Raw genomic sequence first — 18,923 nt, forward strand, 5'->3', positions numbered from 1 at the left:
GCCTTTGCGCGGCTCAAAAAGAATCTGGCGGCAAAGAAAGTCGTGGTCCGATATCCAAAAAACGAATAAACATTTGCAAACTGTTCTGGTTGAGGCGGCAAAACTTGCACCACATTGGAATCCTCAATTGGCTGAAATTCATGAAAGGGAATTGAGAAAGGGAAACAAGAATAGAGCGACCCTGGCCGTAGCAAGAAAGCTTGTAGCCTATATGCTGGCTGTTGAAAAATCCAAAAAGGATTTTGAGGTGACAGCTCCATATCAGGCTGCCTGATACGGTCGCATTGATACATTAATAGCATTGCATTTACAATAGATCTTCCCGCTGGTCCTTGCTTTCTGGGGACTATGTGATCGGCAACCGCCGTGATACATCATTTATAGTGTTTCAAGGTCAGCGGGTTTACCCAAACTTAATCTTCTGTGATGGTTCCTTTACAAAAGGACCTGATACAGCAAATAGATGTCTGGTCAAAAGATCTTTATCTTTTTGGCACTTAAATGAAATAGATTAAAAAGATCAGGAGTTAATGCAATGGGCCATTTAACGCTTTTGGAGAATGTCTTTAAAAAGTGAAGGGAAATCTACATTTTCCCCTTGACAAAACTTATCATAGATGTGACAATTACGTCACACCTCACCCTCCAGAAATAACAAAGGCTCCCGGCGAAACCGCCGAGAGCCTTGATATACTTGGTAGCGGGGGAAGGATTTGAACCAACGACCTTCGGGTTATGAGCCCGACGAGCTACCAGACTGCTCCACCCCGCAACAACATTTAGCAATATAGATCAAAGAAGCTTTCGAGTCAAGTTAAATTTTCATATAATTCAAACATTAACCATAACACACTGTTTTAGCTCATCAATTGATGCGGTTGCGGTACCGACTTTAGCCACGACAATACCTGCCGCAAGATTGGCCAGCCCGGCAGCCGCTTTAAACGTGGCACCTGATGCCAACCCCAGGCCTAAAATAGAGATAACCGTATCTCCGGCCCCGGACACATCAAAGACCTGCCTTGCTTTGGATGCAATAGCGACAGCCGGTTTTCCGGTTTCATAAAGGACCATACCGGCCTTTCCGCAGGTAATAAGAAGTTTTTCAAGCCCGGCCAAAGCCATGATCTTTGCTGCAGCCGCTTCCATCTCTTCGGGAGTTTGAATCTGCATACCCGCGGCAATTGCAGCTTCTCTTTTATTAGGGGTCAAAACGCTTACCCCCATGTATTTGGAAAAATCCATGGACTTGGGATCGGCCAGGGTCATTACGCCTGATTTGTTTGCCAGTTCAACAATACGTGCTACAAGCTCACGGGTTACCAAACCCTTATCATAATCTGAAATGATAACAAGATCCATTTTGTCTATGTAACCGGCAAGAATCCGAGTTAATTCCTCAAGCGTATGGGCACTGATCCGGTGCATGACTTCCCTGTCAATGCGCAGCATTTGCTGACTGGCTGCAATGATTCTGGTTTTACGTGTTGTAGGCCGGTCCGATTCACTGATCACCCCTGTGACATCAACGTTCAAGGCTCCAAGCATTTTTAAAACATCACGGCCGGCCGGCCCCTTACCCACGGTACCCATGGCGAAGACCGTTGCCCCCATAGCTGAAAGGTTATTTATCACATTGCCGGCTCCGCCCAGTGTATGGCTGGTCTTTTCCACGGCCACCACAGGCACAGGCGCCTCCGGTGAAATTCTGTCTACCCTTCCCCACAGGTACTCATCGAGCATTAAGTCCCCGATGACAAGCACCCGCAGCGCTTTAAAGTGATCAATGTTTATCATTCAGTTCGCCAGAAGAGTGGTAAGCATGACTTGAAGCTCATCATAGGAGCGGGTAATGGGAATATCAGGAAAATCCTTGGTAATGGACTCAGGGGGCTTAAAGAAAAAGCCCTGGTCTGCAGATAGGATCATCCCGGTATCATTGTAGGAATCTCCAAACGCAATAACATGATAATTCAAACCTTGAAGGGCTTTGACGGCCCGGGCTTTCTGATTGTCAATTCTCAAATTGTATCCGATAATCCGGTTTGTTGCGTCCACGGTAAGATTATGGCAGAGAAGTGCAGGAAAGCCTAATTTTTCCATAAGCGGCCCTGCAAACTCTTCAAAGGTATCGGACAGGATAATGATCTGAGTGCGTTTCCGGATCCAGTCCAACATCTCCTTTGCGCCATCAAGGGGGTCAAGGCCTGCAATGACATCCTGAATATCCTTAAGTGTCAGATTATGCTCATCAAGTATGGATAGACGCTTGGTCATAAGCACATCATAATCGCTGATATCCCGGGTGGTGAGTTTAAGTTCCTCAATCCCCGTTTTTTTCGCCACATTAATCCAGATTTCAGGCAAAAAGACCCCTTCCAGATCTGCAACAAGTATTTTCATTCCTTTAACCCTTTTTCTCTTATTTATTCTATTTATGCTGCAACCTTTATCCCGGATATCGGGATATAAATACCCCAGAACAACCGAACCCTACTCAGTCTCATCATCTTCAATACGGATAAGAACGGGTTGTCCCACCACGCAGTCGGTTTGAACAATTTTAGCAAGGGCCGCCTGAATCCTGCTTTCCTTGGCCAGGTGAGTCAGCATCACAATGGGCACCTGCCCATTGGCATTGCGCCCTTTTTGATGAACAGATTTAATACTGATATCGTTTTCACCTAGAATTCCTGAAATGGTGGATAGAACACCCGGATGATCCTGGGCTTCAAAGCGCAGATAATACCGGGTGGACAACTGCGCCATGGGTAGAATTGGTATTTTTTGAATATTTTCCTCGGGATATCCAAGGGTAGGAACCCTGCGCCGGGTGCCGGCAATGATATTCCTGGCAATATCAGCAATATCCGAGAGTACAGCGGAGGCTGTGGGCATCATGCCTGCACCGTGACCGTAAAGCATGGTTCTGCCGGTGGCGTCTGCATCAATGGCAATGGCATTCATGGAGTGATCCACATGAGACAACGGATTGGAGTTGTGAATCATGGTGGGATGCACCCGGGCTTCAACATGGTTCTCATGTTTTTTCCCGATGGCAAGCAGTTTAATGGTATAACCAAAATCTTTTGCAAACCCGATATCAGCCGGACCTATGTTCCGGATACCTTCCACATGAATATCATCAAGGTTGATTTCCATACCATAGGCCAGGGCACTTAAGATGGCAAGTTTATGGGCCGTATCATATCCATCCACATCCAGTGATGGTTCAGCCTCGGCAAAACCCAGCTCCTGTGCCTTTTTTAGGGCATCCTCAAATAGAGAGCCATCCTGGGACATCTTGCTTAAGATATAATTGCAGGTACCGTTAAGGATTCCGCACATGCCATGGATGTCATTGGCGACCAAAGATTCCCGCAGGCTTTTGATGACGGGCATACATCCCCCGCAGGAGGCTTCAAAAGCCAAATCCACCTGATTTTTTCCGGCAACGGCGACCAGCTCATTACCAAAATTTGCCAGAAGCGCCTTGTTTGCAGTCACCACATGTTTTTTATTTTCAAGGGTCTTAAGGATGAAATCCCTGGCTATGGTTTTCCCGCCGATAAGCTCCACAATAATGTCAATGTCAGGGTCATTGATAACCGTTACAGCATCGGTTATTAATTGGGTGCCTGTCAATTCAACACCCCGGTCCGTTGTAATATCAAGGTCAGCAATGGTTTTCAGATTCAGACTGGCACCGATCCGGGCTTCAAGCAAGTCTTTTTTCTCCTTGAGCAATTTTGCCACGCCTGCCCCTACTACACCGAATCCAAGTAGGCCGATATGGATTGTTTTCATGAAGGTATTTTCTCCAAAATAGTCCCGTGTTTAAAATCACCCAACTTAATACTTCATCCAGGCATCCCTTGTCAAAAAGCTTTTGACTTTTTACGGCCTTTGGGCGTATGATTGATGATTTTAAAGGGATTGACAGATCTACTATATTCCACAGGTGAGATGAAATGAATGACTCTTTAACATATGCGGATTCCGGCGTTGATATTGATAAAGCCACCCGGCTGGTGGACCGGATAAAAGACATAGCCAAATCTACCCCACGTACCGGTGTTATGGGTGAAATCGGTGGTTTCGGCGGACTTTTTTCCCTAAACCTGGCCAATATTTCCAACCCGGTGCTGGTCAGCTCCACAGACGGGGTGGGTACCAAGCTGAAAATCGCATTCCAGATGGACAAACATGACACCATAGGTATAGACCTTGTGGCCATGTGCGTCAACGACATCATTGTCCAGGGAGCTAAGCCATTATTTTTTCTGGATTATCTTGCCATGGGAAAACTGGACAACAGTGTGGCTGAAAAAATTATTAGGGGTATTGCCGAAGGCTGCACAGAGGCTGGATGTGCGCTGATCGGCGGAGAAACCGCTGAAATGCCCGGCATGTACCAGGGTGGTGAATATGATCTGTCAGGTTTTTCCGTCGGTATCGTTGACAATAACAAAATCATCGACGGCTCCTACATTCGTCCCGGGCACAAACTTATCGGCATAGCCTCTTCAGGTGTTCACTCCAATGGCTTTTCTTTAGTGCGCAAGGTTTTTTTTGACAAATGCGGGTATGACGTCAATACCCGGCTGGCTGACTTGGATACCACCCTTGGGGAAGAACTGCTCAAACCCACCATCATCTATGTATCCACGATCTTAAGCCTGCTGCGTGACCTGCCTATTCACGGCCTGGTTCATATCACAGGCGGCGGCATAGATGAAAACATCATCCGGGTCATCCCCCAGACATGCAAGGCCGTCATCCACAAAGGGTCATGGCAGATTCCCCCAATATTCAACATTATCCAGCGGGAAGGCAATGTGCCGGAACATGACATGCACCGGACATTTAACAACGGCGTCGGCATGGTGATGGTGGTCCCTGAAAAATCCGCCCAGGAGGTCATGGATAGACTGGTTGCCATGGACGAAAAAGCGTATTTTATCGGTGAAATCCTGGAAAGGGAAAACCACGAGACCCAGACCCAGTACGTCTGATTACCCTTCAGGCAGGTAAACCCATGCTCATTCTCGGGATCGAATCCTCCTGCGACGAAACGGCAGCTGCCGTCGTTGAAGACGGTGTGCGTATTCGCTCTTCTGTTGTGGCCTCCCAGGTATCCACCCATGCCATTTACGGCGGCGTAGTGCCTGAACTTGCATCGCGCATGCACCTTGAAGTCATAGATCCGATTGTGGTTCAGGCCCTGGCACAAGCCGGTGTGAGCTTAGATGACATTGACGGCATTGCCGCCACCCGGGGTCCGGGACTGATAGGCGCTCTTCTGGTGGGGTTTTCCTATGCCAAGGCCCTGGCCTGGGCACGGAACCTGCCGTTGGCCGGTGTTAACCATCTTGAAGCCCATATCTGCTCTTTACAACTTTTGGACAATCCCCCCAGGTTCCCATTCATTTCCCTTGTGGTGTCAGGCGGACACACCAATATTTATCATGTCAAAGGCCCCGGCGCATTCACCCTTATGGGCCAAACACGGGATGATGCGGCAGGAGAAGCCTTTGACAAGGTGGCCAAAATGATGGGGTTAAGCTATCCGGGCGGACCTGCCATTGAAGCTTTGGCAAAAAAAGGGGACCCTGAAAAAATCAAATTTCCCCGAAGCATGCTTGGGAAAGACAACTTTGACTTCAGTTTCAGCGGACTTAAATCCGCGGTCGCCAGGCACCTGCATGAAAACCCTGATATGAGCGAAAACCGACCTGCCCATGTGGCAGCCGGATTCCAAATGGCTGTCATTGATGTGCTCTCCACCAAACTGCTTGCTGCAGCCAGGGATAGAAACTGTTCAAGCATAGGTATTGCGGGCGGGGTATCCGCCAACCGCACCTTTGTCAACACCCTTTCTGAAAGGGCCGGCCAGCATCAAATAAAAGTGTTTTATCCCCCCTTGTCCCTGTGCGGAGATAATGCGGCCATGATTGCAGCCAGGGGCTGGGAAATGATACGGGACAACCAGGTTTGCGGCCTTGGCGATGATGTGTATTCCCGGGTAAAATTTTAAACAAGAAACCTTTCCTTTGCCGCTAAAATCCTTTTCACACAAGCGCAACCCGATTCAAACAGCTCCCCGTCCTTTTCAAGATATCGCATCATCGCCTCTCTGGCTTCGGTGATATTGGGTCCGGCGTGGCATACAAGCGCCATGTCGATTTGTGCAATCAAGATCCTGTGAATACAGGTATCCATATCGTGACTGATGGCCTTCATATCAAGATCGTCGGTCATGACAAGGCCCTGGTATTCCATATCCTGTCGCAATAGATCGTATGCAATGGTCTTTGACAGACTGGCCTGCCAGTCCGGATCCAGTTTTGGATACAAAATATGGGACAGCATAATCCCTGAAACCTGTGCTTTTTTTGCAGCTTCAAAAGGGACCAAATCTGTCTGTTTTAAATCGGACAGTTCCGCATTCAGTTCAGGCAGAAAAAAATGGGAATCTTTTAGTGTTCTGCCAATACCGGGAAAATGTTTGGCCACAGCCATGACCCCACCCTTTTGAAGCCCCTGGATCACCGCAGTACCCAGTCGGGACACACGGTTTGCCCCCCCTGAAAACACCCGGTCTTTCATGATGGAATCCACATCCGGCGGCGCTACATCCATAACCGGAGCCATATTCATGTTAATACCCATGTCAGAAAGCTCTGATGCTGTAATCCGGGCAAATTCACGGGCATCATCAATGGTCTTGATATGGGGATTGCCGGGAAATTCAGTAAAGGGTTTTCGCAGTCTTGCCACCTGGCCACCTTCCTGGTCCACGGCAACAAACAAATTCGGCAAACCTTGATCCAGTGCATATTTTCGGGCATTCATACACAAACGGCGCAACTGGTCTGCAGATTCAATATTGGACCGGAACAGGATAATCCCCCCGACCCTGTATTCCTTTATCAGATATTTTAATTCAGAATTAAGGCTCTGACCCTCAAACCCGAAAATCAAACGCTGGCCGGCCAGATCCGATAATGATTTAAAATCAAATTGAGTCATAACAGTTCATCATATCTGCACACCATGCAAATGCTCTTTAAGAGTTAATATTTCCGGCATATACTGATAAATGGGTTTCCATCTGGATATTCCGTTCAATTCAATGCCGTTATATATGATTGAAATAGGTCTGTCGGCAGAAACGACAATCACAATCACTTTTGATGTTGTGGCGGAAAATCTCAATGCCGAGTTGTATCTGGCACCCCGGGCCATATTTTCCCAGGTAACGGACTGCCCGTCCAGAAGACAGCCAAATCCGCGAATTTTAGCATCCGGTGTTATTTGAACTGCCCCGTCAATGCGCATGAATGCCGAAGCCAGGTCATAATTATCACGATCCATAAGAGTTAAAGGCGGATCCAGCACATGGCCGGACAGCACCAGTGGGACTTCGTTCATATCAATCACCACGGTACTGCCGTAATGTGAATGTCCTGCCTTGTGTATCAACCCGGAAACGATACTGAACAAGGTGCCGGCAGCTTCGATATCAAGCTGTGAATCCAAAAGCAATTCCTCCAACTCCACCAGCTTGTTTTCCCTGGTGGTGGAATAAAAATTGCCGTCACAAAATGAGGCTATTTTCTGGGTACCCAGACTCAAAAAACCGTGATCGCCCCTGAAATCGGCAACAATAGCATACTCGGGCACAGGGGCTAATGTGATCCCCACAACATAATTGCCGTCGGAAACCAGTTTACGATTTGAACGCTCTACACTGACAAGAAGTTTTCTGATGTGTTTGATATTTGAAATGACCGGCCTTTCATTACGCTGGAACATGGTCAAAAAATCAATGGTGTCGATATTGACCGGGTCCGTAAAAAAAAGATGCCCCCTTGCCCAGGACCCCTCTTCCCTAGTTTTTGAAATGGAAAGAATATGGTCTAGGATCGTGGGTATCTGAATTTTAGTATCATACCCGAGATGACTGTTGCGCTCATCCACCATGTAATCGGCTATGGCCTGGAGCGCATAGTTCTTAACCACATAATCCGAACAGTTGATAGGCGGATTACCCGAGGTATAATCATGGGCAAGCAGGCAAGCAGCCTGTTCCAGCCACTTTTCTGTCGGTTTGATGGAACATATGTCAGGATGGTGCTCGGTGAACCAGACCTGGTAAAAAAAGTCACTACTTGCGCCTGCAAACACAATAAGCCCTGACAAGTCCAAATTTTCCTGGGGGATAAGATAACCTTTGGGCTGATTTTCAATCTGCTCTCCGATATGCTGCCGCCAACGGTCTTCGTGAATAACAAATATTTCCTCAAGCACGGTTTCATGCCCGAACAAAAGATCCTGGGGGTCAAATATCTGAACCGGATCATCCGCCCCCGGAGCAAACAGCAGGGCAACGCGGCTGGGATTTGAATATTTGCGCAACCCGTCAGACACCCCGTTAAGGATATTTGCAATACACAATTTCTTGAAAGAGTCCAGGTTCATACGCCAACCGTTTTAATTCAACAGACTGTAATCAATGACAGGAAGTAATGATTGATCCCATGTTCCATGCGGTTTGGCAAGTTTTTTTTACATGCCGGGTGTTGTAAAAACAGGGAAGGACTGATAATTAACTAAAAACCGTTAAGGAGGCAATTAATAATGCTAAAACTATTTCCACGAATTTGTGCGGTTGTTCTAATTGTTATCGGGATCACAGGGTTATGCCGCGCCCAGACCGCTTATGTCTCTGATATGCTCATTCTTACATTCAGGAAGGGACCCGGCCCCAACTACCCTTTGATCTCCGCTTTAAAAAGCGATACCCCTTTAACCATAATTGAAGAAAGCAACGGCTACCTTAAGGTGGCACTTTCATCCGGGGAGCAGGGATGGGTCGACAAAAATTATGTTGTAACCGATCTACCCAAACCAATGATCATAGACCAGTTAAAAAAAGAAAATGCCGCCCTTGAAGAAAAAATCAGGGCATTGACGGAACAGGCAGACCACGCCGTCATGGAGCAGCTGAAAAAAGAGAACCAGGTCCTGATTCAAAACCTTGAAACCTTAAAGTCACAATATACTGCGCTTAAGGCTGCCTCTGCCACCGATACGTTAGAAGAGAACAAACGCCTTAAAACCCAGAACACATCTTTGCCGGACACACTTGCCCAGCAAAAGGGTAACTACGAATTCATGTTTAAAACCGGCATGATTAAATGGTTTCTGGCCGGTGTGGGCGTGCTTCTCCTTGGCTGGGTTATAGGTCTGAGTGTATCTTCCAGGCAGGGTGGCTCAAGCTCATTGCTGGACTGACTTTAACCTTCGACCCCCAAAAGTTATAATGTTAAAGATAAACAAGATTCATCTCTTCGTTCTGGTATCATTGTTACTGCTTTTCGGATTTTCAGCACAAGCTTTTTGCAAGCCGTCATATACCCTGAAACAATTATGCCGAATCGCCAATAAAAATGCAGAAAGCATCCAGATTGCCAGGGAGCAGACCTATATTGCCGAACAGGATAAAAAACGTGCCCAGTCCGTGCTTATTCCTGCAGCTACGCTATACGCCAGTTACCTGAATTATAAAAACGACGACTATTACACGCCTGATGTAAATACCTTAGGCGGCAAACTCACCCAGTCATTTACCCTGAACGGCAGGGAACTGATCGCCTATGATATCAGTAAAAAAGATATTGAAAAGGCAAAATATTCAGAACAAAACATTAGAACTGATTACATTTTCCAGGTGGCTCAGGCCTATATCCAGGCATTGAATTTGAAACGTCTGGTGGAGGTGGCGGATGCCGAAGTTGAGCGCTTGACCACATACACAGATTCGATAAATGAAAAACTTAGGGTGGGTAGTGTGACAAAAACAGCGATTTACAGGGCCCGGGCTGAATTGTCAAAGGCTAAAACCGATCAGATTGTGGCGATCAATAATGTTCAGACAGCCAAGGCAGGTATTGTCAGGCTCACCGGTATCGAAGACCAGTTCTCCATTGCATCGGGGGATATCAAAGAGATTGAAAATTTTTCAATCACCCTTGAAGAGATAAAATTAAAGGCCCTTGAAAACCGTTATGAAATCAAGGAAGGTAAAAAGGGGGTTGAAATTGCCCGGCGAAGCATAGCCTATGAAAAAGGTGACTATTGGCCCCGTTTTGAGATTGAAGGCGGCTACCGGGAAAAAGATATCACCTATGATACAGGAAACGGGGCACAAGGCGGATATGATACCGCAGAGGCATATATCCAGGCCCAGCTGGTCGTTACCCTGTATGACGGCGGATTGCGAAGTGCTCAGGTACGCCAGGCCATGGCAAAGTATCGCCAGGCCATGCAGGCACTTGCCAATGAAGAAAAGGCCATAATCCTTGAATCAAAGCAATCCTTTCTGGAATTTAACACCTCAAAAGCGACCCTGATCAACCTTGCTGATGAAGTGAAATCTGCCGAAGAAAATTTCAACGCCGTTCAAATGCAATTCAAATACGGCATGGCTGACAGTATAGATATCATGGATGCCAATACGTTGCTTGTTGAGGCCCAGCGGCGCATATCCAATGCCCGTTCCTCCTTTTATCTGTCCATTTTGAAAATTATTTACACCCAGGGGGATATCCTATATTATTTTTTAAACAAAAAATAAAGGAGTACAACCTATGTACGAAATCATCGCCACCCCCGAGGAGTACCAGATTGACCACCTGATTAACGGCACTGACAACGCAAATATAGACCTGACAAGAGAAGAAAGGGACAAATGGGCAAAACAGATCGTTCAATTTAGTCAACGTTTGGCCGATTTTGCCCAAAAAGCAGACTTGTTTTCGTCGCTTCTTGCATCAGAAGAAAAGATTTCGGCGACCCCGGCCTCATTGAAAACACTGAAAATTCAGCTTTTCATGATTAACGATGCCTTGAATTCCGCCTTAGATATTGCTGACATGATGGAAAACGATATGATCAAAACGCCCCAGGAGGCGTAAAATCGGATACTTCGAATAGTTTGAGCGCATTCACGGCTATTTTCCATTGAATGTATATTCCAAGCACCATGTTTTGATAAGAGATGGTGCTTGGAATTTTTTTATTCAAGGACATGTTTTTCCAGGATAAAACAGGAAAAATCCCCTTTGAAAACCACTTCATCTTCACGTTTAACCACAACACCGACCATCTGTTTTTTACCTGACACGGATGATACACTAGCCTCGGCACAGACCGATTCCCCTGCTTTGACAGGTTTCAGGAATTTAACATCCGCTCCGCCAAGCACAACATTGGGATGATTCACTGCAAGCATAGCCGCATAGTCGGCAAGTCCGAAAATAAATCCGCCATGCACCAGCCCTGAGTCATCTGTCGCCATTCTGGGCGTAGTCGTATATTCCACACGGCTCTTACCGGTTTCAACCATGACCGGCGTTCCGCACAATTCATTGTCTATTAATTGATGGGTTATGATATCCATTAAAAATTCTCCTTTTTTTTAGTGTTTGGACGAAAAGTTGCCCACCTGCGGCGTTGCAAAAAAACAATTTTATTGGGTTACTTTGCAAACTTATGAAATTTCGGTCCGACTCCCTGGATCAAGTTGGGCCTTGATCTCTAGTGCCGCGGCTTTCGGAGTGTATTTTTCGGTGTCAATCGAGACACCCGCAAGCTCCTGGTACAAGGGGGTTCTGATTTCAAGCATTTTTTCTGTTTCAAGGGAAAGGCTGTCACGGGTTAAATCCGGTCTTCGGTCAGTGTTGTTTTCATCTTTGCTGATTCTGTCCGTCAGAACGGATGCTGTGGCATAAAGATATACAACAATCCCGTTTTCTTTTAAAAACTGTCTGTTTTCTTCTGCAAGGATGATCCCCCCGCCCGTAGCTATGACGGGTGAATTCTTCAAATCCAGATTCATAAGTGTTTGAGTTTCTTTTGCCCTGAAATAGGCCCAGCCGTGCCGGCCCACCATCTGTGCAATGGTTGTACCGTAAGTTGATTCCAAAACCAGATCCGTATCCAGAAACGTTTTATTCAAAAGATCGGCAAGGTACTTTCCGGTACTGGTTTTGCCGGTACACCGGTATCCGATAAGAAAAATGGGACCCATGGTACCTCCTTTTTAGAGGGCGTCAAAAAGCTGCCAAAATGTGGGAAATGATTTCTCCACGCACACGGGATTTTCAATTTTAATATCGTCCACCCTAAGACCGGCAACCGCAAAGGCCATGGCAATGCGGTGGTCGTTAAAGGTTTCAATGAGTGCGCCATGGGGTGTGCCCCCCGTAATTTCCATAAAATCCGGTCCCTGCACCGCTTTAATTCCCATTTTTGTGAGCTGGGAACAAACCGCATCAATGCGGTCGCACTCCTTGACCCGAAGATGTCCAATATTACGAATCCGGGTGGTGCCTTCGGCAAACGCGGCTGTTACAGCCACAGCAGGCACGGCATCGGGGGTATCGGACATATCCACATCCACGCCGTGCAGGGGATGGCCCTTTACCCGCAGGACCCGGCCATCATGATTTACCGTACAGCCCATCTTCTCAAATATATATGCCTGTTTCAGATCGCCCTGCAAAGAGGCTGTGCCGATATTATCCACCCCGATATCCGCACCTGTTACAGCCCCTGCTGCCCAAAAATAGCCGGCATTGGAAAGATCCGGCTCCACGGTTCTGCTTCCGGATGAGTAAGTCTGGCCCCCCGGGACCTCATAGCAGGTGTCGGATACCTGGAAGGCATTGACCCCAAACTGCTTCATCACATCCAAAGTCAAATCAATATATGGCTGGGACACGGCAGGCCCTGTCAAATCAATCACGAGGCCCTGATCAAAAAAAGCACCGGCCATGAGCAGGGCGGACAGGTACTGGCTTGACCTGGAGCAGTCAAGAAGCGTTCGCCCCCCTGCCCTGTCACCGCCCTGGATCACTACCGGCGGTGTACCTTCATTGTTTTGGGAAGCCGCACTGATCCGGATACGGCCAAGAGCGTCTAAAAGCTCTCCCATGGGGCGTTGACGCATGCGCTCATCCCCGGTCAGAGTATATGGGGTGCTGCCAAGGGCGGCAATGCCTGCTAAAAGGCGCATGGACGTGCCTGAGTTACCAAGGTGGATGGGATCCGGCCAGGGTTTGGGCCTGCCGCCGAAACCTGTAACCGACAGGGTACCGTCTTGTCTGCTTTCGATTTGAGCCCCCATACACTCCAGGGTTTTGCGGGTAAGAGAAATATCCTGGCTGTCGAGCACATTATAAATTTGAGATATGCCGTCGGCCAGCGCGGCACAGATCAACATCCTGTGTGAAATGCTCTTGGAACCCGGAATTTTGACCACCTGGTCATGGATCTTTCTGGAAATTACCAGTTTCATAAAGTTCTCCTTTAATCAGTCGTTAATAATGGTGTTTCGCATCAGATCCGTATCAGGGATTATACCTGTCCATAATTCAAACTGGGCGGCTGCCTGGGCAATGAACATGGACAGGCCGTCAATGGTTGTGCAGCCCTTTTGTTCTGCAGCTTCAAGCAGCCGGGTTCTCAACGGGGTATATACCACATCCATTACCACCATTTCCGATCTTAATGCTTCGGGCGGAAAGCTGATTTCATTCTCTTTGGGTGTCATGCCGATGCTTGTGGTGTTGATAATCACATCCGCCTGGATATTTTCCATCTCTTCGGCAGGTATAAACCGAGCATTAACCGTCTCAGCAAGGGCCCGGCCTTTTTGTTCCGTCCGATTGGTGATGATGATATCCCCATTTTGGGCTTCAATACCGTGGGCCACGGCCCGGGCTGCCCCGCCTGCACCCACAATACAGACGGTTTTTCCTGAAATGCCAAAGGGGACAAGAGGCGCAACAGCGGCTTGACAATCGGTATTATATCCTTTTAATACGCCGTTTTCATTCACTATAGTGTTTACGGCACCAATGGCCCGGGCTGTGGGATCGATCCAGTCAATATGTTCCATGATGGATTCCTTGAAAGGAATGGTTACGGAAGCTCCCTTGATATCGAGCGTACGCACAGCCTGTGCCGCTCCTGCCGCATCCTGCACCTCAAAAGCAAGGTAAACGGCATTGATGTCCTTATCTTTAAACGCTGCATTATGAATCACAGGACCTTTAGAGTGCCTGGCAGGATTGCCGAATAGACAATATAGCCGGGTGGCAGCGTCAATCATTGTAATATCTCCTGTTTTTCAAAAATCGGGTACGACCCCAGCACCTTTAAATACAGGGCCTGGCTTCGAATCTGTTCAATGGTTTGAAATACGATTTCATCCTGGATATGCCCTTCAATATCCATGAAAAAATGATAGCTCCAGTTATAGTGACGCGTGGGTCTGGATTCAAGTTTAACCATGTTCAGGCCGGATCTGTTCACAGGCGAAAGCGCCCTGAAAAGTGCGCCCGGGGTGTGGTTCGTGGCAAACATAATAGATGTTTTATCATTCCCTGTTCTCTCCGGACGATCACCCCCAATCACAAGGAACCGCGTAATATTTCCGGCACGATCCTGTATTTTTGATGCCACCGGCAGCAGGTTATAAAAATGTGCTGCTTTGCCGGATGCAATGGCGGCAATCTGTTCATCCTTCGAGGCCAGAAGAGCCGCATTTGATGTGGAGCTGGTCTCCATGACTATGGCATGGGGCAGATGTTTCTTCAACCAGTTTTTGCACTGGGCAATGGCCTGGGGATGGGAATAAACGGTTTTAACGTCTTTGAGTTCCCCTGTAATGGATAACAGATCATGGGAAACAGGCTCATAATGCTCTGCCGTAATTTCAAGATCAAACTCGGCAAAAAGATCAAGGGTATAGTTGACAGCCCCTTCAATGGAGTTTTCAACGGGAACAATGCCGAAATGCAGCTCTTTTCGCTCGATATTGTTGAAAATATCAAAAAAACCGGCTTGTTCTACAAATTCCCCGCAGTGGTTGAAATAATGAAGGGCGGCAATATGGGAATGGCTGGCAAGGGGCCCTAAATAACCAATGGTCTTAGGCTTCTGGATTTCCCGTGTAGCCGTGATGATCACATTGAAAATATACTGAATCAGGCTTTCGTCCGCAGGGCCGGGGTTCAGCCGGGAAAGCCGCTCAATCACCATGCGTTCCCGGGTTCGATCCAGAATTTGACTGCCTTTTTGTTTTTTAATCTCCCCTACTTTTTTGCCGATCTCAAGGCGCTGATTGATCAGTTCAAGAATGCGCTCATCAATACGGTCAATTTCGCCACGAAGCGGAGACAGGGGCGAAGAATCATCTTCTGCCTGCTTTTGATTGTCCTTGTCTTTAATCTCATGGTCAGTCATGTCAATTTCCTTTTTTATAATCAGCTTCAAATAAAAAAACCGCCTCAGGTTTTGCCTGCTGCGGTTTTAGTGATTTAGTTAAAATTTATGGGAAAAATCAGTTGTCCACAGGCAGGCTGTCCTTTCTATAAAATCGAGTGCTAAAATAAAAATTTTTGCTGAAGCTAAAGATCATTAAACTATTTCTCCCCTTATATTTTTTTAAGACCATATACGTTGGATCTGTTTCTGTCAATAGATTCAGACTCAATCTCCAGGCCAATCGCATGTAAACATATCCTGGAAATTAATGGGTTGGGTGCTATACCCACAAACGGAACACACCCAAAATGTTTAAAAACAATGGGAGAAGCGGACCGAACGGCGGCAGCAACAATTTTGCCGGGTTCGGGGCGCCATTGGAAAAACTGCCACATGGGGTCGGCCCGACCGGTATCACGGAAGGTGATTTGAATGCCAGTTTCATTTACATTAAATGAAAAACTGTTTAGAGGGATGGATAATCCCTTGCCAACCGCCTTGATATAGGCCTCTTTCAAAGTCCAGATATCAAAAAACAGCTTTCGTTTTTCAGCCTCTGGTGCCTGTGAGACAAGCGCTGCCTCACAAGAAGAAAAAAAGCGTTTGGCAATGGAAAAATCCGTGTGCCGCCCCACATCTTCCACATCCACACCCACGGCAGCATTCCGGCACAGGGCGCAGACTGCCACACCATGGCTATGGGAAAGGTTAAAATGCATATCCGGCAATTCAGCAAGAAAGGGTTTGCCATGTTCATTAACCGAAAAGTTAAGGGATCGCGGATCCTGTCGGGTCGTTTCGGCGATCAAATAGCGCAATAGGGCCCTGGACACCAGGCTGAGGTGCCGGTCTGATTGTTTCATATACCGATCCGCCTTCCGGATTTCAGGGGGGGAAAGACAGGCCCTGTATTGTTCTAAAAGACAGGGATCTGATATCCGGTCTGCCCGGGTGTAGTATACATAAACATGACCGGAATCCGGAGAAGGCGGTTTTTTCATAACTGAGACCTGCTGTTCTTTAATTTTTCGTATCCTCAGGTTTAAAAAGGATACTAGCATACCATAAAAAAGATCCTTTTTAAGCTTTAAATCCATTTCAAAATCAGATCTTTTCCGGGAAATTTTAAAACTTTCTATTCCTGTCCTGAAATTTTTTTGGCAAAAAAAGCCTTAAATATGCCGGCATGTACACCAGACGAATGAGGGCGAGAAAAATATTTCTGGTCTCTGATTCAGGTCTTGAAAAATACTGAGGAGAATAGTGTCACCGCGTCTATCAGTTTCAATACCGCAACACACTTGACAATGTTCCGCGAAATCCGGCCACCTCTGCGGAGAAGCTCCTTGATGGGATGAGAGTCTTTGTGTATAAGGAATCGCCCAGGGCCGGCCGTCTGTCAAAGATTGTCCACCTGCATCTGGTAAATGACTTCAGATTGTTCCTGATCCTGGCATTTAACGGGCCGCTCCGTAATCCGGACATGACAGAGTTCAGTATCAGGAACAAATCTGCTGTGCAGGCCCACAAATACAGTGCCGGACACGATTTCACCGTCCACAACCACCCGGGCCTTTCCCGGAGTATGTTCCGACCAGCGGAGCAAATTTTTTTTCTCATGCACCAGTCCCTTTTGGGATGCCACGGCTCCAGAGAACTGCCGGTCCACTTTTGTTGCCTGTTTTACAAGGTCTTTGATTTGTGCCGCACACATCTGCATTTTGCTTTCTGCAGCCTTTAAATTTTTTTTAAGTCCGGTTAAATGGCTGTGCAAGGATTCCCGGTCACCCGGAGAGCGTGCCCTCCGGGATTCAATTTTCCGGCATTTAACCAGGAGACGTTCCTTGACCCGCTCCAGTTCGGTCATCTGTTTTTTAATACCTGCCGCCTGTCTGAGGATCGTATTCTTTTTCTTCCCAAGGTTATGGATTGCCTCTTCCACCTGCATTGTCCCGGCACTGTTTTTTTCCAGTTCCCGTGCAGCAAACGCATCATGCCCGACCCTGATTCTGGAAGGGCCGGCTGTTCCGCCGGAGCCGATACTGCGGGCCATCAGCCCCATTTTGGCGAACACCCGGCTTGAAACCAGCATACCGGTGATAATCGAACAGGCCCCGGAGCATTCAATTGTTGAATCCACAATCTTCTTTTTAACAAACACATCACCCATACAGACAATTTCGCTATTGGTAATGTAGTTCGCATAGACATTGCCCCGGGCGTACACCCGGGCGGCATTGATGCCGCGGGTAACAGTCAGATCTCCGTTGGCCTCTACAGTGCCCTTGTCCACTTCCAGTGCGGAAATATCAACGCCGCACACCCTGGCACCGGATTTTATGCTCCCGCAGACACGGATGTTGCCGTCAAATTCAACGGGCTCGGTTTCATTGTCAATATCTCCCTTAACGACAGATTCTTCATGGACCACAATCGACCCGGCCAGGGTGATCCTAGGGGTTCCCCGAACCGTGGCCAGCACCTTCTGACCGTCCTCGGACAACACTGTGCCGCCGCCGACACGACACAGATCATCCATTCCGGCAATCGCCTTAATGGTATTGCCGTAGACATCCTTGCCCGGCTGGGGTGTACTCCCTGCAATTTTTTCAGCCAGCACGGTGCCTTTTTCCACCAGCGGCCTTGGGCGCCTGCGTTTAAAATCAATATTTCCAAAATCATCCATACCACCGGTTTTCAGATAATCCGTATTAAAAAAAAACTCTATTTTGCTATCTTTGCCCGGGGAAGGAGGCACCCCCTGGGCCACAATGAAAAATGTGGAATCCGCAATGGGGGATCTGATAAATCGCTCTATCCGCTCATCGGATGCCAGACCAAAAACAACCCCCTTTTCGGCCAAAGTCGCACGAATAACCACGGCCGGGATATCCGGATCCATGTCACAGGTTTTTGATAAAAATGCATATAAATGATCGCAGGTGATCTGGAGTAAAAGCCCGCCGCATATCTGCGCCACCTGTCCCATACGGTCAAGGACCTGATCTCCATCAGATTCCAGGGTTTGCCCCGGAATATTGTTGGCCGAAGTGTAATGCGCATCATGGGCGATGGCCAGCCCCTTCACGAGACGTTCTGCGTTTTCCGGCGGTTTGTGGGCCCCGTCAGGCGGCTTGCAGGGCCGGTTCTGAAGTTTAAGTATATCATCCCGTTGTTTTACTGTAATCAGGCCGGCTTCCACCATCAGGTCCCCAATGCGCCGGGGTTTTTTCCCCTTTTCAAGCTGCTCCTTTTGCTCCTCTAAGGCCAAATCCAGAACGCTTTTATTCACAATACCCATGGCAAGCGCGATGGCGCCAAACCGATATTCCTTCTGATGGATGCTCACGGCCTTGGCCGCCATGGTCAGCCGGTGGAGATTCTGGGATGAAATCAGGTTTTCTGCAAGAAAGTATGCGGTGAGTTTTTCTTCTATATCGTTATCATCACTGCATTGGGCAAGGGCCTTTTGCAACTGTTCCTCACTGATAAGTTGCTTTTTAACAGCCAGGGTGCCTATCAGCGGAACTGTATTGTCTTGTTTTGACCCATTTGCCATATATTTTCCTGCATTTGCCGTAAGA

General features: G+C 47.6%; 17 protein-coding genes, 1 tRNA gene and 1 pseudogene. 6 read left to right on the plus strand and 13 right to left on the minus strand.

Annotated elements, in window-relative coordinates; all coding sequences use genetic code 11:
- A pseudogene (locus DESPODRAFT_RS15305) lies at positions 1-274 on the plus strand (hypothetical protein); the annotation flags it as partial.
- Between the two features lie 421 nt (positions 275-695).
- Here the strand turns inward: DESPODRAFT_RS15305 and DESPODRAFT_RS15310 are convergent.
- The 4 genes from DESPODRAFT_RS15310 to DESPODRAFT_RS15325 all read right to left on the minus strand — a co-directional run bounded on the left by DESPODRAFT_RS15310 (position 696) and on the right by DESPODRAFT_RS15325 (position 3,807).
- Positions 696-772 (minus strand) — tRNA-Met (locus DESPODRAFT_RS15310).
- Between the two features lie 59 nt (positions 773-831).
- Entirely contained in the window at positions 832-1,797 is a 966-nt protein-coding gene (gene rfaE1 / locus DESPODRAFT_RS15315) for a D-glycero-beta-D-manno-heptose-7-phosphate kinase (RefSeq protein WP_004074576.1), read from the minus strand.
- Positions 1,798-2,403 (minus strand): bifunctional phosphoserine phosphatase/homoserine phosphotransferase ThrH, encoded by a 606-nt coding sequence (gene thrH / locus DESPODRAFT_RS15320; protein ID WP_004074578.1) that lies wholly within the window; start codon positions 2,401-2,403, stop codon positions 1,798-1,800.
- A 90-nt stretch (positions 2,404-2,493) separates the two neighbouring features.
- Positions 2,494-3,807, minus strand: coding sequence for a homoserine dehydrogenase (locus DESPODRAFT_RS15325; RefSeq protein WP_004074580.1), 1,314 nt, complete (start codon positions 3,805-3,807; stop codon positions 2,494-2,496).
- Positions 3,808-3,971: 164 nt separating this feature from the next.
- On the opposite strand from DESPODRAFT_RS15325, the gene purM reads away from it, so the two are divergent.
- Both purM and tsaD read left to right on the plus strand, forming a co-directional pair.
- Positions 3,972-5,015 (plus strand): phosphoribosylformylglycinamidine cyclo-ligase, encoded by a 1,044-nt coding sequence (gene purM, locus DESPODRAFT_RS15330; protein ID WP_004074582.1) that lies wholly within the window; start codon positions 3,972-3,974, stop codon positions 5,013-5,015.
- Between the two features lie 23 nt (positions 5,016-5,038).
- A complete protein-coding gene (tsaD, locus tag DESPODRAFT_RS15335) occupies positions 5,039-6,037 on the plus strand; it encodes a tRNA (adenosine(37)-N6)-threonylcarbamoyltransferase complex transferase subunit TsaD (RefSeq protein WP_004074584.1) in 999 nt (332 codons plus the stop codon).
- Here tsaD and nagZ read toward each other — a convergent pair.
- Positions 6,034-7,032: a beta-N-acetylhexosaminidase gene (gene nagZ / locus DESPODRAFT_RS15340; protein ID WP_004074587.1), complete on the minus strand. Its 999-nt coding sequence runs from the start codon at positions 7,030-7,032 to the stop codon at positions 6,034-6,036. The genes tsaD and nagZ overlap by 4 nt on opposite strands.
- A 9-nt stretch (positions 7,033-7,041) precedes the next feature.
- On the minus strand, positions 7,042-8,484 hold the full coding sequence (locus DESPODRAFT_RS15345) for a DNA integrity scanning protein DisA nucleotide-binding domain protein (protein WP_004074589.1): 1,443 nt from the start codon (positions 8,482-8,484) through the stop codon (positions 7,042-7,044).
- Between the two features lie 159 nt (positions 8,485-8,643).
- Between DESPODRAFT_RS15345 and DESPODRAFT_RS15350 the strand changes: the two genes are divergently transcribed.
- From DESPODRAFT_RS15350 to DESPODRAFT_RS15360, 3 genes are read left to right on the plus strand one after another with little or no spacing between them, the layout of a single operon-like run.
- Positions 8,644-9,300 (plus strand): TIGR04211 family SH3 domain-containing protein, encoded by a 657-nt coding sequence (locus DESPODRAFT_RS15350; protein WP_004074591.1) that lies wholly within the window; start codon positions 8,644-8,646, stop codon positions 9,298-9,300.
- 28 nt (positions 9,301-9,328) lie between these two features.
- On the plus strand, positions 9,329-10,642 hold the full coding sequence (locus tag DESPODRAFT_RS15355; protein ID WP_004074593.1) for a TolC family protein: 1,314 nt from the start codon (positions 9,329-9,331) through the stop codon (positions 10,640-10,642).
- Between the two features lie 13 nt (positions 10,643-10,655).
- On the plus strand, positions 10,656-10,982 hold the full coding sequence (locus DESPODRAFT_RS15360; protein ID WP_004074596.1) for a hypothetical protein: 327 nt from the start codon (positions 10,656-10,658) through the stop codon (positions 10,980-10,982).
- A gap of 101 nt (positions 10,983-11,083) precedes the next feature.
- Here DESPODRAFT_RS15360 and DESPODRAFT_RS15365 read toward each other — a convergent pair whose 3' ends face one another.
- From DESPODRAFT_RS15365 to DESPODRAFT_RS15395, 7 genes are all read right to left on the minus strand, one after another.
- Positions 11,084-11,467: a hotdog domain-containing protein gene (locus tag DESPODRAFT_RS15365; RefSeq protein WP_004074598.1), complete on the minus strand. Its 384-nt coding sequence runs from the start codon at positions 11,465-11,467 to the stop codon at positions 11,084-11,086.
- A gap of 90 nt (positions 11,468-11,557) precedes the next feature.
- Positions 11,558-12,097, minus strand: coding sequence for a shikimate kinase AroL (aroL, locus tag DESPODRAFT_RS15370; protein ID WP_004074601.1), 540 nt, complete (start codon positions 12,095-12,097; stop codon positions 11,558-11,560).
- A 12-nt stretch (positions 12,098-12,109) separates the two neighbouring features.
- A complete protein-coding gene (gene aroA / locus DESPODRAFT_RS15375; protein WP_004074603.1) occupies positions 12,110-13,366 on the minus strand; it encodes a 3-phosphoshikimate 1-carboxyvinyltransferase in 1,257 nt (418 codons plus the stop codon).
- Positions 13,367-13,381: 15 nt separating this feature from the next.
- Positions 13,382-14,182 carry a shikimate dehydrogenase gene (locus tag DESPODRAFT_RS15380; RefSeq protein WP_004074605.1) on the minus strand — a complete coding sequence of 267 codons (801 nt, stop codon included), beginning with the start codon at positions 14,180-14,182 and terminating at the stop codon, positions 13,382-13,384.
- Positions 14,179-15,318, minus strand: a complete 1,140-nt coding sequence (pheA, locus tag DESPODRAFT_RS15385) for a prephenate dehydratase (RefSeq protein WP_004074608.1) — start codon at positions 15,316-15,318, stop codon at positions 14,179-14,181. The genes DESPODRAFT_RS15380 and pheA overlap by 4 nt, the downstream gene beginning before the upstream one ends.
- A gap of 191 nt (positions 15,319-15,509) precedes the next feature.
- The gene (locus tag DESPODRAFT_RS15390) at positions 15,510-16,340 is read right to left on the minus strand and encodes a 4'-phosphopantetheinyl transferase family protein (protein WP_157488503.1); all 831 of its coding nucleotides are present in this window, start codon (positions 16,338-16,340) and stop codon (positions 15,510-15,512) included.
- Positions 16,341-16,738: 398 nt separating this feature from the next.
- Positions 16,739-18,898 carry a flagellar assembly protein A gene (locus tag DESPODRAFT_RS15395; RefSeq protein ID WP_004074612.1) on the minus strand — a complete coding sequence of 720 codons (2,160 nt, stop codon included), beginning with the start codon at positions 18,896-18,898 and terminating at the stop codon, positions 16,739-16,741.
- Positions 18,899-18,923 lie beyond the last annotated feature (25 nt).

This window comes from Desulfobacter postgatei 2ac9, assembly GCF_000233695.2.
Lineage (GTDB): Bacteria > Desulfobacterota > Desulfobacteria > Desulfobacterales > Desulfobacteraceae > Desulfobacter > Desulfobacter postgatei.